Genomic DNA, 14,919 nt, shown 5'->3' on the forward strand with positions numbered 1-14,919 from the left:
TATTGTAACATAATAATGCCGGGCTGGACGCTGCCCGGCGCGGAGGATCAGCGATGCAGAGGTCAGCCGTCGCGGCAGTTTCGGAACCCGTGCTGCGCAACACGCACCGCAACTCCGGAACCGCGCTGCGTCCGGATGCTTTCGAGGCGATCCAGATAAATCTCAGCGCGGTCGAGCGGCGCGCCGCGACGCTGCCGACGCGCCGCTCGGTCAAGAAGGAATATCAGGCCGGCTGGCTGGTGAAGGCGCTGACCTGCATCGACCTCACCACGCTTGCTGGCGACGACACCCCCGACCGGGTGCGGCGACTCTGCGCCAAGGCGATGCGGCCGCTGAGCGATGCGCTGCTTAAGGGGCTCGGCCTCGAGGATGCGCCGCCGACGGTCGGCGCGGTCTGCGTCTATCCGACCATGGTGCCCGCCGCAGTGAAAGCGCTGAACGGATCCGGCATTCCCGTCGCCTCGGTGGCGACGGGTTTCCCGGCCGGCCTGACGCCGCTGCCGCAACGCCTTGCCGAAATCAGGTATGCGGTCGGCGAAGGTGCCGGCGAGATCGATATCGTCATCAACCGCGCGCTCGTCTTCGACCAGGAGTGGCAGGCGCTTTATGACGAGGTCGCGGCGATGCGCGACGCCTGCGGCGAGGCGCATCTGAAGGCGATCCTCGCCACCGGCGACCTGAAGACCCTGCGCAACGTGTACAAGGCGTCGATGGTGTCGATGCAGGCCGGCGCCGACTTCATCAAGACCTCGACCGGCAAGGAGGACGTCAACGCGACGCTGCCCGTCAGCCTGGTCATGATCCGCGCGCTGCGCGAGTACGGCGAGGAGACGGGCTACCGGGTCGGCTTCAAGCCGGCTGGCGGGCTGAAGACCGCCAAGGACGCACTCAACTGGTTGATCCTGATGAAGGAGGAGCTCGGCCGCCCCTGGCTCGAGCCCGACCTCTTCCGCATCGGCGCGAGCTCGATGCTCGCCGACATCGAGCGCCAGCTCGAACATTTCGTCACCGGCCGCTATTCGGCCACCTACCGTCACCCGATGGCCTGAGGGACGAGACATGGTTCACATCAAGGATGTGCTGAAAAGCATGGAATACGGCCCGTCGCCGGAAGGCAACGAGCACGTGCTGGCGTGGCTGGACAGCCACAAGGACGGTTTCGGCCATTTCATCGACGGCAAGTTCACCGATCCCGCGGCAGACAAGAGCTTTAAGGTCACCAATCCGGCCGACGGCAAGGTGCTGGCGCGCGTCGCGCAGGGCGCGGCCGGTGACATCGATCGCGCCGTGTCGGCTGCTACCCGCGCGTTCAAGACCTGGTCCAAGCTCTCTGGCCACGAGCGCGCGAAACATCTCTACGCGATCGCTCGCCACATCCAGAAGCGCGACCGCTTCCTTGCCGTGCTGGAAACCATGGACAACGGCAAGCCGATCCGCGAGACCCGCGACATCGACATCCCGCTGGTTAGCAGGCATTTCTATCACCACGCCGGCTGGGCCGAACTTATCGAGAGCGAGTTTCCCGGCTACCGGCCGGTCGGCGTCTGCGGCCAGATCATTCCGTGGAATTTTCCACTGCTGATGCTGGCCTGGAAGATCGCGCCGGCGCTGGCCGTCGGCAACACGGTGGTGCTGAAGCCCGCCGAGCAGACGCCGCTCACAGCACTCGCCTTCGCCGAGATCTGCCGCGAGGCGGGACTGCCTGCCGGCGTCGTCAACATCGTGACCGGCGAGGGCGACACGGGTGCCGCACTCGTCGCGCATGACGGCGTGGCGAAGATTGCCTTCACCGGCTCGACCGATGTCGGCCGCATCATCCGCACCGCAACTGCCGGGTCGGGCAAGAAGCTGTCGCTGGAGCTCGGCGGCAAGTCGCCGTTCATCGTCTTCGACGACGCCGATCTCGACAGCGCTGTCGAAGGGCTGGTCGACGCCATCTGGTTCAACCAGGGCGAAGTCTGCTGCGCCGGCTCGCGTCTGCTCGTCCAGGAAGGCATCGCGGAAAAGCTCTATGCCAAGATCCGCGCCCGCATGGAGACGCTGCGCGTCGGCGCGCCGCTCGACAAGTCGACCGACATTGGCGCGGTCGTCTCCACCGAGCAGCTCGAACGCATCACCGCGCTGGTCGAAAAGGGCAGGCAGGAGGGTGCGGAGGTCTTCCAGCCTTCGATACCGGTTCCTGGAACCGGTACCTTCTTCGCGCCGACGCTGATGACCGGCGTCGAGCCGTCGTCCACCGTCGCCGTCGTCGAGATATTCGGGCCGGTGCTGGTCGCGATGACCTTCCGCACGCCCGACGAAGCGGTGGCGCTCGCCAACAACACGCGCTTCGGACTTGCCGCCTCGATCTGGTCGGAGAACATCAACCGCAGCCTCGAGGTCGCCGCGCGGCTCAAGGCCGGCGTTATCTGGGTCAATGCCACCAATCTCTTCGACGCCGCCGCCGGCTTCGGCGGTTACCGCGAAAGCGGCTTTGGACGCGAAGGTGGCCGCGAAGGCCTTTACGAATATCTGATCGCTGACGGCGCTAAACTGAAGGGCAGGGAGGCTGCCAAGGTCTCGCTCAACGCGGCACCGTCGCCGACAGCTCAGATCGCTGCCCAGGACGAGGTCGACCGCACGGCGAAGCTCTATATCGGCGGCAAGCAGGCGCGGCCGGATTCAGGCTACAGCTACGCCGTTGTCAGTCCTTCGGGAAAGACGGTCGGCCTCACCGGGCTCGGCAACCGCAAGGATATCCGCAACGCGGTCGAGGCCGCTGCCAAGGCCGAAAACTGGGGCGCGGCGACCGCACACAACCGCGCGCAGATACTCTACTACATCGCCGAGAATCTTTCGGCCCGCGCCGGAGAATTCGAGGCGCGGCTGCGTGCCATGACCGGCGCGTCGAAGCGCGACGCGGCGGAAGAGGTCGCGGCCTCGATCCGGCGTACCTTCTTCTACGCCGGCTTCGCCGACAAATATGACGGCGCGGTGCGTTCGACCAAGTCGCGGCATGTTACGCTTGCGATGAACGAGCCCTTCGGCGTGATGGGGATTCTGTGCCCGGACGAAACGCCCCTGCTCGGCTTCGTCTCGCTCGTGATGCCGGCGCTCGCCACCGGGAATCGCGTCGTCGCCGTGCCGTCTTCGCGCCATCCGTTGGCGGCCACCGATTTCTACCAGATCCTCGACACCAGCGACGTGCCGGATGGCGTGCTCAGCATCGTCACCGGAAATGCCGCGGAACTGGCCAAGACGCTTGCCGACCATGACGAGGTCGCCGCGCTCTGGAACTTCAACGGCGGGGTCGAGGCGGCGCTGGTCGACAAGGCGTCGGCGGGCAACCTCAAGCCGGTCTGGAACGGCGGTGCGCGCAACTGGCTTTCGGGCGAAGCGCAGGGCCGTGAATTCCTGCGGCATGCCACGCAGGTGAAGAACATCTGGGTGCCTTACGGCGAATAGCTCGCCTCTCTGAACGCCCGGCAGGACTGGGCCTTTACGGTGCCCTCAGTGATAGCCGATGTCGGCGCGCACCTTGCCGCGGAACACCCAATAGGACCAACCGGTGTAGACCAGGATCACCGGCAGCAGGAACAGCGTGCCGACCAGCAGGAAGGCCTGGGTGGTGTTCGATGAGGCCGCGTCCCACAGCGTGAATTTGTGCGGCACGATGAACGGCCACAGGCTGATTGCGATTCCGAGATAGGAAAGCGCGAACAGGCACACCGCTCCGATGAAAGCCCCCGCATGGGTCGAGCCGTTCAAGGCCCGCCACGTCAGGTAGGCGGCCAGCAAGGTCAGCACCGGAACAGGCGAGAGGAACAGCAGGTTCGGCCAGGAGAACCAACGCTCGGCAACCTCCGAACTCACGAGAGGCGTCCACAGGCTGACTGCGCCGATGCCGATCAAGACGCCGATCAGGCTGATCCTGCCGCTGCGCCGTGCGCGCTTCTGCACATCGCCCTCGGTCTTCAGGATGAGCCAGCCCGAGCCGAGCAGGCTGTAGCCGAAGACGAGTGCTGCGCCCGTCAAGATGGAGAAGGGCGTCAGGAAGTCGAAGGAGGTGCCGACGAATTCGCGCCCTTCGGTCTCGAAGCCGTCGATGAAGGCGCCGAGCATCACCCCTTGAGCGAAGGCGGCAAGCCCGGAGCCGTAACAGAATCCGTGGTCCCAGAAACTCTTGTGTTCGGAATCGCGATAGCGGAACTCGAAAGCGACGCCCCGAAACACAAGCGCCAGGAGCATCAGCAGTATCGGGAAGTAGAGCGCGGGAACGATGATTGCGAAGGCGAGCGGGAAGGCCGCGAGCAGCGCGAAGCCGCCCAGCACCAGCCAAGTCTCGTTGCCGTCCCAGATCGGCGCAATCGAGTTCATCACGAGATTGCGCGATTCGAGATCGGGCTCGAAGCCGTAGAGGATGCCGACACCCAGATCGAAGCCGTCGAGCAGGACATAGAGGAAGATGCCGGCGGCGAGGATCATCGCCCAGATGGGTACGAAGCTGAGCACGCTGTCCATCATGCCCCTCCCTTGGCGTGCAGTTCGACGGTGATCGGCTTGCTGGGGCGGCCGCCTTCGATCGGCTGATCGCCTTCCTCTTCGGCAATGGATGGACCTTTCCTGATGATGCGCGCCATGATCAGGAAACCGGCCGGGAAGATGATGAGGTAGACCGCCATATAGAACAGCAGCGACATCAGCACATCCCAACTCGTCAACGATGGCGAAACGGCGTCGGCGGTGCGCATCAATCCATAAACGATCCATGGCTGGCGACCGACCTCCGTCGTGGTCCAGCCGGCAAGCACCGCGACGAAGCCGAGTGGCCCGACCAGGATGCACGCGCGCAGGAAGAGCGGGCTGTCGAAGAGCTTGTGGCGCCAGCGCAGCCACCAGCTTAAGATGACCACGCCCAACATCAGCAAGCCGATGCCGACCATGATGCGGAAGCCGAAGAAGGGAAGCGCCACGGGCGGTCTCTGGTCCGGCGGAAAATCCTTCAGCCCCTTCACCGCGCCGTCGAGGCTGTGAGTCAGGATCAGGCTGCCGAGATAGGGAATCTGGATGGTGAGGCGGTTTGTCTCGGCGGCGTCGTCCGGGATGGTGAAGAGGATGAGCGGGACGTTGCTGCCGGTTTCCCAATGCGCCTCGATCGCCGCAAGCTTCGCCGGCTGGTGCTCGAGCGTGTTCAACCCGTGCTGGTCGCCAATGAAAATCTGCGCCGGCACCAGCACGCTGAGCAGCCAGAGCGTGATCGAGACCATCGCGCGGGCCTCGTCCGTGGATCGCCGCCTGAGCAGGAGAAAAGAGCCGACCGCCACGACGGCGAAGCCGGTCGTAATGTAGAAGCCGACGACTGTATGGGCGAAGCGGTAGGGAAAAGAGGGGTTGAAGATGACCGACAACCAGTCGGTCGGGAAGAAGCGCCCCTCGACGATTTCGTAACCGGCCGGAGTCTGCATCCAACTGTTGGCGGCAAGAATCCAGAAGGACGATAGCAGCGTACCGAGCGCCACCATGATCGCCGCGACGAAATGCGCGCCGGGAGGCACCAGCTTGCGGCCGAACAAAAGCACGCCGAGGAAGGCCGCCTCGAGGAAAAAGGCTGTCAGCCCCTCATAGGCGAAGAGTGGCGCCAGCACGTTGGCGGTGGCGTCGGAGTAGCGGCTCCAGTTGGTGCCGAACTGAAACGGCATGATGACGCCGGACACCACGCCCATGCCGAAGGCGACGGAGAATATCTTGATCCAGAAGGTCGATATCCTGAGGTAAATCTCCCTGCGAGTGAAAAAATGCAGGCCTTCGAGCACCGCTATGAAGGACGCCAGACCGACGGTGAAGGCCGGCATCAGGATATGCCAGGCGATCAGCCATGCAAATTGCAGCCGGGAAAGGAATACCGGGTCCAGTTCCATGGTCTTGCCCGCCTCCTCATAGCTGCAATCCGAGTGCGCCCCGGCAGGTGGCAGGGTGACAGGCTATCAGCCGACGTGCAACTCCTGCCGGCTGGACATGCGGTCGCGCCTGCCTGCGTATTAAAAATGCCGAGTTGCGGCGGTCGATCGAAATGGAGGCAAGCGTCTCGATGGCCGTTCGGGCAAGGGGGTCGCAGACAGGACAACTCGACCGCCGTCTCGAATGGCGCCGCTTTGAACCCCCAGAGATGCTGGTTGAGCGGCCTAAGTCGAGGCTGACCTGGCAGGTCGGGTTGCGAACACCAAACCCACAACGACGATGGCTGCTCCGAGCAGATCGACGTAGCCCGGCACCTCTCCCAATAGAGGGATGGCAAGGGCAGTCGCGATCACAGGCTGGCCGTAACCCAGCACCGCAACCAGCGCCGTCGGGAGCTTGCCGAGGCTTCGGTTGATCAGCACATAGGCGGCCAACGTCAGGGCGCCATAGAGCACCATGTAGCCCCAACCATAGACGCCAATCGGCAGAAAGTTTTCCTCGAACCAAGCGAAAGGGAGCGCGCCCAGTGCCGCGCCGACAAATGACCATGCCGTCACGGTCACAGTAGAATAAACCTTGCATAGTTGGCCGGTGAGCAGAATGCAGCCGGCGTAGAATAGGGCCGCAGCCACAGCGTAGAGATTGCCTTCGACCGTCGACTGTCCGGTGGCAGGGCCGAGGGTCATGACTATCAAGCCACCGAACGCCAGAACTCCACCAATCCCGAGCCGCCGGGTGATTTTCTGGCGCCAGATCAGCCAGCCACCGACTGCCACCAGCAGGGGATAGATCGTTGCAAGCAGCGTTGCTTCGAGGATCGTGGTGGAGACGACGGCCCGGTTCCACAGCACCAGATCCGCTGCCACCAAAAAACCAGATGCGATCGATAGGGCCTTGGCCGTTGTTGGCAGTGGCGCCCCTTGGCGTGCCAGCCACATCGCTGCAGGCAGTGCAATGAGCACGCGCCAGAAGGCTGTCGCGGCGGTGTCGACTGGCGAGTTACGTACCATCAACGGACCGAAGCCAGAGAAGAATATCCCAACCACAGCGGTTCGCAGCGCTTTCGGATCAATCACGCCGTCGGTTACCGCTCCTTCGGACAGTCCGGTCGAGGAACTTTCCATAACGCAACCACCTATTTACATTTTACCAGTTACACATCATGACCTCTTGGCGAAACCAGTCAAACGAATTATGTTGGTTACGGATGGTCGGTGAAAAAGATGTCTGTAAGCGATCAGGGGTATCGGGCGTTGCCCAAGCATGAGTTCGTGGCAGGGCGACTGGCACTCGACTTCTGCAACACGCTTTCTCGCACCCCTCTGGATTTCGACTGGGACCGCGCCTCCAATCCGCGCGATTTTCTGAGTTGGGCGCAACGATGCGGCATAAGGCTCGAGCGCGCGCCGACCACTCGCGCGCTTGCACGGCTTCAAGCACTGCGCGAAGCGTTGGCTAATGTCTTCGACGCGGTGGTGGATGAACACAAACCAGCGGCAATCGACCTCAAAGTGCTGAATACCGAGCTGGCTCATGCGCGAATGGCGGAGCGGCTTGTTCCGACCGATCACGGCTTCGTTCTGCAGGATGGCGCAACAGACGCCGTCGATCGGTTTCGTCACGCCATTGTGTGCGAAGCTGTTGAAATGCTGACGGACAACACCCGCAGAATCAAACGCTGCCCCGACCACGAGTGCCTGTGGCTATTCTACGACGGCAGCAAAAACCTCTCGCGCAGATGGTGCGCGATGGACGATTGCGGCACCAGGTACAAAGTGCGGCGATTTCGGGGCCGAGAAGGGACAAGCCAAGCTACCTAGCCGGGTTGTTCCTCGATCTTGGACGTGTCGGTGCAGGCAAGCGGAATTCGCGAAATTACCCGACCGAGGTCTTAGTCCCGGAAAGCGACAAACGGACGCCGATGGCCCCCGACGATTTATTGCCAGTCCTTTTGGAAGATTGCAGTGTTCACGCGAACTGTATTCAAATGCTCATTGGCGAATTTTCCTCAAAAGGTAACTCCATAGCCGTGCGAAGATCCCGCCGGTCGTCCGTCGTGTCTAACTTGCGTGATCCGGTTGGCGCGGCGCGGCGTCGAGATTTTGGGCTGCCTGAGCCGAAATAGGAGAAATATATCAGATGGGAATTCGGGCAAAAGTCGGCGACGTTTTCCTCATCTCTCTTGACGAAAGGAGTTGGGCGCTCGGTCAGCTTGTCAGCGCGTGGAACGACGAGCTGTACGTGGCGATATTCGGCCAAAAGCTTGAAACACAGGAAGTGGATCCGAAATGCGTCATCGATCAAGAGCCAGTTTTTTTGGCGCTGACGCTTGATGCCAAGTTGTTCCATGGCGATTGGCCGATACTTGGAAACGTGCATCAGAATCTGATCAACTTCCCGCAACCGGCGTTCACGGTTCGACAAGCGGGCGTCGTGCACATCGAATCACGGGATCGTACGGTCAGTCGCGCAGCTTCGCCATCCGAGGCCGAGATACTGAGATATCGAAGCGTGTCATCGCCAGCGGTGATCGAGGAAACTGTCCGCGGGTATTTTGGTGCATGCGAATGGAACCCCCATTTCGAAAAGTTCTATGCTGACTACGCGTTTGAGTCTTCTCGGCTGCTCGCTGGCTGACCCGCATCGTCACCACGGCGCCGGGTTCCGTTGTGCTGATGGATACGACATATACACGCGACCTCGCCGGCCGCATCACCGGGATCAACGGCCTGACCGCCTCGGAGGACTGGAGCTACAGCTACAACCATCTCGACTGGCTGATGTCAGCCGACAATCTCGGCGATATCCAGCTTGACGAGACGTTTGCCTACAGCCCCAGCGGCAATCTTCTCAGCCGCACGCGTCTTGCCGGAACCTTCACATACCCGGCCGGCACCGCTCCCCGTCCGCATGCGCCGACGCATCTGGGCGCGACCGCGATCGCCTACGACGCCAACGGCAACATGACCGCCGACGGTGTTCGCGCGCTTGTCTGGGACGAGGCCAACCGGCTCGCCGACGTCACCATCGCAAGCGCCGTCACCAGCTTCGCCTATGGTCCCGACGGCGCTCGCGTCAGGAAGGCCAACGCCTTCACGGCCACGCTCTATCCCTCGACCGACGTCGAGATCGACGCCACCACCACGCCGGACGATCTCCAGGACTTCACCCGTTATCCGCATCCCGACATCAAGATCGTGGGGAGCCAAAAGTTCTTCCTGCACCGGGATCACCTTGCCTCGGTGCGCATCGTCACCGACGCCTCGGGAGCCGTGGCTGAATCCACCTCCTACGCCGCCTATGGCGAGGGCCTCAACGCAGCCTTCCAGACCAGGAAGAGCTACATCGGCGAGCGCTACGATCCCGAGACCGGGCTCCTCTACCTCAACTTCAGGTACATGGACCCCCTCTTCGGCCGCTTCATCTCGCCAGACGACTGGGACCCGACCATGCCAGGCGTGGGGACGAACAGGTATGCGTATGCGCTGAATGATCCGGTCAATAAAGCCGATAACAATGGGCACGATTCATACGTTAGGAATGGCTATGTCCACATTGAGCCTATGGACAGGTCGGTCCCATCTGTGTCTGTGTTTAACAAAATGGGCGCGTTGGGAGTTTCCCGTGAGGACACTAATTTCCACCAATATGATGTTCTCGGCGTCGCGCAACCCGTAACGGGACCAGATGCCGCCAAATATGTCGGAGACGGAATTGCAGCGAATGCAACCCCAGTATCGACTCAACCAGCAATGTCTTCAGGCACATTAAATGACGCCGGGGCACTCCCTTTCAGCCGAACGCAAAACTACGTTATTTCTTTTTCGATCCCGTCTCCAAACCCAGCTAGATTTACTGACATTACCGTTAACTATAGGTAGACGGTCTGCACTCACTTCAGGAAGGTTTTGTGATGCGGTTTGGGGAGATCCAAGAAGACGGCTCGGTTACTATTCGCAACTACGGCGAAGGAAATAACTGGAGACAAAACGCGACGCTCAAGGACCTCTTTGGTCTAGGATGGGGAAAACGGGTCGAAGACGTCTGGCGAGAAAATGAGAAGAAAGTGATGGACTATGCAAATGAAGCTAAGAGGGAAGCCGAGAGAGCGGAAAGCGCTTCATCCGGCTCCGACAATGTCACCAATCCGTCTAGTAAATCCGACCGCCTGCAATAGATGATTTTTGACGCCTAAAGCTGAGAACGAGGGGGCTCGGTATGCAATCTAGAAATCTAGGTGCGATAATACCTATTGCAATAGTAATTATTTCATGCTCCATGTATTTTATACTATATGAGTATACCTTTCTGTGGTTTGTAAAAGCACAAAATGCCAGAATAATGAGAGCGGTAGCATTAGGTGCATTGGCCACAATAAATTGTGTTTCATTTCTTCGCCCTAATCCGTTCGTGGTTTTCGGGCTAGCTTGTTTACCCATCGCAGTTCCCTATCTGCTTGGAACTCTAGTGGACTTCTCCCTGAACCTCGGGGTAGCCGTTTTCATTCCTATTTCCTTTTTGGTCTTGTCCAATCTGTATAGAGCTCGCCAATCGCGATCGTGAACTGCGAAAACGATGACGTTAACTGTGCCGGTATGGTAACTGACAGTCGCGCTGGATGATGCCCCGCAGGTCCTAGGCCGTGGACGCTAGGGTGAGTGCGAGTAGGCAAATGCCTCGATAGCTGCCCAGCAACGGAAACAGAGACTGCCGGACCGGGCGGGCGACCGCATGTGACAGCCCTGTGAATTGAATCCCGCGTCCGACCCCGCCAACTGCCTGAATTTCCTCGAAAACACGATTTTCTTTTTCCACGCTCCTCTCAGCTAAGCAACAATGCGCGCATCGCCCTTGCGGGAACCCTGGTCCCGACCGGGGATCAGGAGAGGGCGGCGGCGGTGGGTCGGTCGCGCTAGCGGTGGCGCGGCTGGGTGATGAACCCCAGGTCCGGCCCTCGAACCGCGATGCCGCGTGCTGCCTGTTACTCAAAACCATGGGGTGGCCAGCGGAGCGTTTGAGGGAAGCCTGCCGGCGGGGTACGGGAAACCGGGCGAGCCGTGGATAAACCTTACGCGCCGCCCGTTGTTTTTCCTCGCTTTTCAAAAAAAGTTGACCTCTGTTTCTCCACGCCCACTCCAGCTCCCTTATCATCCTCCACAGTTCTTCCCACCGGGAACACCAGTCGCGACGGTGATTGCGTGGGGAAGGACCGGCGCCTCCGTCTTGCGGCTAACGTGGCTGCGGGGCCGGGGAGGTCTAGTCCAAGGGTTCCCCTGCCGCCACTAAGGGCGGTGCGTGCTGGACGAGCACATAGGCGGGACCGGGGAAGGGCGTGGCTTGACGGCCTGCCCGTGACCTTGCCAGGCGCGAATGCCTGTCGGTGTCGGAACCGGTCACGCGCAGCGGAACGGACGGGAACAGAAATCGCCGGACGGGCGGCCGCGAGGTCGCGTTGTTTTACTTAGATTGGCGTCCGAGCGGCCGCCCGTCTTCCCGACCTTGTTCTCAGAGGAGGACCGAGGTCAGTTCTTTGACAATGGCCAGACCGGCAACGGGGCGTGGCGACGATAGGGTGCGTCTCCACATCACCGTGCAAACGGATCCTGTGTAACGGCGATACAGAATCTTGTGGGATTCGATCGATCCTGGTCGTCAGGAGACATCGTCCTATTCGGCATTTGCTAGAGTGCGGCAGACGACAAATTCCGACTCGCTGCCCGACGCTAAAGCGGACTTCTGGCCCATGAATATTGCCGGCGACCTCGCCGACTTTGGCAACTGGTGGCTGTCGGAAACGACAGACACGCTCACGGCCGTTTCGAGACGGCGGCAGAGCCGTGTCGACTACCGGATCCGCGCTGGCAGTGGGGCGGTACACGTCGAACGCCCCGCGACAGGCGAAGTGATCGAACTTTCCCTCGATGATCTCGGACAGAATCTGCGGCGCTTCGTCAAAAGAAGCCGAACCAAGGATCGGCGATGGATCGAGTTGGTCCTCGAAGCCGGCCGGTTTCTCGAACGCCCGCTGAGCGCCTTCCGGCTGCCCAAGCGGCGAGCGGGGGCTGGACGTGCCGCGGGAAGCGTATGGCAGGTGGACGCTCTTCCGGTTAGCGCCCCCCGCTGCACTTCTGGGTCGCCGCAGCTGTTGCCGGAGTTTATTTGAGGCGAATAGCCGTCCACTCGCTAGGTTTCGATAGGGCGGCGTCGTGCGATCAGTTGGCCGATTAGAACCGACACGAGCGCCAGCACCCCAAGCAGGGTGAACACTGCGTTGACCGACGGGGTGAAGCCAAAGCGCATCTGGTTGAACACCCAGATTGGCAAGGTCTGCGACGGTCCGGCCAGAAACAGCGTCACCATCACTTCGTCAGCCGACAGCGTCAGGCCAAGCAGCATTCCCCCGATCGAGGCGCCCCGAATGAGCGGAAGAACAACGAAATAGAAACTCTTGGCGCGGCTCGCGCCAAGATCCAGCGACGCTTCGAGCAAGGACGGGTCGAGCCGCCGGAGCCTGGTCGTCACCAGAAGCATGGTGATAGGCATGATGAAGCTGGCTTGACCAATGACGGTTCGCGTCAGCCCGGGAGGAACACCTGCGATCTCCGTGCCAAGCACCATAACGATACCGAGCACGACCGCAGGCATGGCCAGTGGAAGTGTAAGCAGAAGCTCGACAAGCCGCGGATAGCGCAGTTTTCGGTAATGGAGAATCAAAGCGAAGGCGGTGCCGACACCGGTCGACAGGATGACGACACATACTGCGACAATCACCGAGCGTTGTGCGGCTGCAATCAATCCGGAATTGCTGGCAAGCTCCGCGTACCATCTGAAGGTCAGTTGCTGTAGCGGGAAGGCCTGCAAGGTTGAATCGTTGAACGAGAACACCACCATAAGCAACAGTGGCGCGTAGAGAAAAGCGACAACCACCGCGTACAGGATCGATCCGCCCAGAAAGCCCAGCCGCCCCCCTTGGACCTGCGAAGGCGGCGCGGCCTTGGACGTTGCCTCGTCGCCGGAGAACTGTCCCCGTTGCGGGCACGCCCATAGAACCACCGCCACGACAGCCGCGACAGTTGCAATCAAGGCTATCGACATGGCCGCACCGAATGGCCAGTTGCTGGCGATGCCGAACTGGGAGGAAATCAGGACCCCAATTGTCGTCCCGTTGATTCCTCCGACCATCGATGGCGTGACATAGTCGCCGACTGTCACAAGAAAGGCTAGGCTGAAGCCGATCGCCAGACTGCGTCGCGTGAGTGGCCAGATGACGTGCCGAAAAGTCTGGAACGAGGTGGCGCCCATATCCTGCGACGCTTCAATCAGCGATCCGGGGATCTTCTCGAAGGCATTCAAAGTCGAGATGAACACGAAGGGGATCGAGATATAGGTAAACGTCAGCACCACGGCTGCGCCGTTGTACAAGAATGCCGAAGACGGTTCCGCCAACAGGCCGCTTGACACTAGGGACGAGTTCAGCACGCCGTTCTGTCCAAGGATCAGCCGCCAGGAAAAAACGCGCATGAGCAAGCTGATCCACAGCGGTACGAGCACCAGCACGGTCAGCACTGCGCGATTGTTTCGTACCATTCGGCCGACGAAATAGGCCATTGGATAGGCGATCAGCGCGCCAAAAAAGGCCCCGAGCAGGCTGAACTGAAGTGTCTGTCCAAGCACGCGCCAGAACCCGGCCGACTGCCAGAGCCGTTCATAGTTGGCGAGTGTCGGTTCAAGCTTGATGCGCCCGCCCGCCACGGACAGGAAACTGGTTCCCACCAGGAGAAAATTGGGGACCAGCACGATCAGGGCCAGCCATGCGTATACTGGCACCTGCACCCAGTCGACGCCGAGTGACAGCCGACGTGGCATTACCGGTGGGGCCAACATTGCCGCGGCCACGGAACTAGACATGGAAGATGGAAGCTTCTTGCAGGTCGAGCCCGATGGAAACGTGCTGGCCGGCTGAAATCCCTTCCGCTCGACTGGCAGGGATGCTGCCAATGATGCGTAAATCCCCGCAGCGAATGTCCACCTCCATGTTGGTTCCGAGAAAAAGAACATTCGCGACGACACCGGCGAGCCTGCCGGGTTCGGCTGTGCTTGCCGGTGAGTAAATCCGGATATCGTCATAGCGCACGGCAATCCGCGCCTTGCCATGCCGGTCGCCTCTGATCTCCGGGAACGTCGTGCCGCCTATCGATGCAACATAACCGCCAACATCAGGCTTGAATTCCACCGGCAGCATGTTGGAATTGCCGACAAACTCCGCGACGAACTCCGAACCGGGTTTGAAGTAGAGCTCCTGTGGCGTGCCCAGTTGAGCGATACGACCCTCATTCATCACCAGCACGCGGTTGGACATCGAAAGGGCCTCGCCCTGGTCGTGCGTCACATAGACGAAGGCAATGCCAAGCTCCTTCTGAAGTGAAGTCAGCGTGTGCTGCATCTGCTGGCGCAGGCGCAGGTCCAGAGCGCCGAGCGGCTCGTCGAGAAGCAGCAATTGCGGCTTGGAAACGATGGCCCGAGCCAAGGCAACGCGTTGCCTCTGGCCTCCGGAAAGCAAATGGGGAAGGCGGGCAGAATACTGCTGCATTGAAACGAGATCCAGCGCCTCTGCAGCTTTTCTAATTCGCTCGGGTTTAGCCATGCCTGCCATGCGCAAGGGATACTGGACGTTCTCGGCGATCGTCAGGTGCGGAAACAAAGCATAGCTTTGAAAAACGGTGCGAAGGTCGCGCAAGTTCGGGGGCAGTGAGGTGACATCTGCCCCCGACATCATGACTCGACCTTCGTCGGGTTTCTCGAAGCCCGCGATTGTCCTCAGGATCGTCGTTTTCCCCGACCCGCTAGGGCCCAGGATCGAGAAGAACTCACCTGGAGCCACCGAGAAGCCCACCTTGCCGAGCGCCGGCTTGGTCGTCCCTGGGTAGGTCTTGGTGACGTTTTCCAGGCACAACACATCACGGGAAGGCGACTTCTGCATCG

12 protein-coding genes are annotated in these 14,919 nt (G+C 60.9%); 7 read left to right on the forward strand and 5 right to left on the reverse strand.

Annotation, left to right across the window (positions count from 1 at the left end; genetic code table 11):
- Window positions 1-53: 53 nt before the first annotated feature.
- Window positions 54-1,049 carry a deoxyribose-phosphate aldolase gene (gene deoC / locus ABLE71_RS10470; protein ID WP_348783275.1) on the forward strand — a complete coding sequence of 332 codons (996 nt, stop codon included), beginning with the start codon at window positions 54-56 and terminating at the stop codon, window positions 1,047-1,049.
- A 10-nt stretch (window positions 1,050-1,059) separates the two neighbouring features.
- Window positions 1,060-3,444, forward strand: coding sequence for an aldehyde dehydrogenase family protein (locus ABLE71_RS10475; protein WP_348783276.1), 2,385 nt, complete (start codon window positions 1,060-1,062; stop codon window positions 3,442-3,444).
- A 45-nt stretch (window positions 3,445-3,489) separates the two neighbouring features.
- On the opposite strand, the gene cydB is transcribed toward ABLE71_RS10475, so the two are convergent.
- The 3 genes from cydB to ABLE71_RS10490 form a co-directional block, all read right to left on the reverse strand.
- Window positions 3,490-4,500, reverse strand: coding sequence for a cytochrome d ubiquinol oxidase subunit II (gene cydB / locus ABLE71_RS10480; RefSeq protein ID WP_348783277.1), 1,011 nt, complete (start codon window positions 4,498-4,500; stop codon window positions 3,490-3,492).
- Entirely contained in the window at window positions 4,500-5,897 is a 1,398-nt protein-coding gene (locus ABLE71_RS10485) for a cytochrome ubiquinol oxidase subunit I (protein ID WP_348783278.1), read from the reverse strand. The genes cydB and ABLE71_RS10485 overlap by 1 nt, the downstream gene beginning before the upstream one ends.
- Window positions 5,898-6,161: 264 nt before the next feature.
- Entirely contained in the window at window positions 6,162-7,061 is a 900-nt protein-coding gene (locus tag ABLE71_RS10490) for a DMT family transporter (RefSeq protein WP_348783279.1), read from the reverse strand.
- A gap of 99 nt (window positions 7,062-7,160) precedes the next feature.
- On the opposite strand from ABLE71_RS10490, the gene ABLE71_RS10495 reads away from it, so the two are divergent.
- The 5 genes from ABLE71_RS10495 (at window position 7,161) to ABLE71_RS10515 (ending at window position 12,100) form a co-directional block, all read left to right on the forward strand.
- A complete protein-coding gene (locus ABLE71_RS10495; protein WP_348783715.1) occupies window positions 7,161-7,757 on the forward strand; it encodes an ABATE domain-containing protein in 597 nt (198 codons plus the stop codon).
- Window positions 7,758-8,076: 319 nt separating this feature from the next.
- Entirely contained in the window at window positions 8,077-8,574 is a 498-nt protein-coding gene (locus ABLE71_RS10500; protein ID WP_348783280.1) for an Imm26 family immunity protein, read from the forward strand.
- A 38-nt stretch (window positions 8,575-8,612) separates the two neighbouring features.
- Window positions 8,613-9,818 (forward strand): RHS repeat-associated core domain-containing protein, encoded by a 1,206-nt coding sequence (locus ABLE71_RS10505; protein WP_348783716.1) that lies wholly within the window; start codon window positions 8,613-8,615, stop codon window positions 9,816-9,818.
- Window positions 9,819-9,850: 32 nt separating this feature from the next.
- Entirely contained in the window at window positions 9,851-10,114 is a 264-nt protein-coding gene (locus ABLE71_RS10510) for a hypothetical protein (RefSeq protein ID WP_348783281.1), read from the forward strand.
- A 1,449-nt stretch (window positions 10,115-11,563) separates the two neighbouring features.
- The gene (locus ABLE71_RS10515; RefSeq protein WP_348783282.1) at window positions 11,564-12,100 is read left to right on the forward strand and encodes a hypothetical protein; all 537 of its coding nucleotides are present in this window, start codon (window positions 11,564-11,566) and stop codon (window positions 12,098-12,100) included.
- Window positions 12,101-12,120: 20 nt separating this feature from the next.
- Here ABLE71_RS10515 and ABLE71_RS10520 read toward each other — a convergent pair whose 3' ends face one another.
- The gene (locus ABLE71_RS10520; RefSeq protein WP_348783283.1) at window positions 12,121-13,803 is read right to left on the reverse strand and encodes an ABC transporter permease subunit; all 1,683 of its coding nucleotides are present in this window, start codon (window positions 13,801-13,803) and stop codon (window positions 12,121-12,123) included.
- 34 nt (window positions 13,804-13,837) lie between these two features.
- Window positions 13,838-14,917, reverse strand: a complete 1,080-nt coding sequence (locus ABLE71_RS10525) for an ABC transporter ATP-binding protein (protein WP_348783284.1) — start codon at window positions 14,915-14,917, stop codon at window positions 13,838-13,840.
- Window positions 14,918-14,919: the final 2 nt, after the last annotated feature.

Origin of the sequence: Mesorhizobium sp. KR9-304, from assembly GCF_040049215.1 — a bacterium.
Classification (GTDB): domain Bacteria; phylum Pseudomonadota; class Alphaproteobacteria; order Rhizobiales; family Rhizobiaceae; genus Mesorhizobium_K.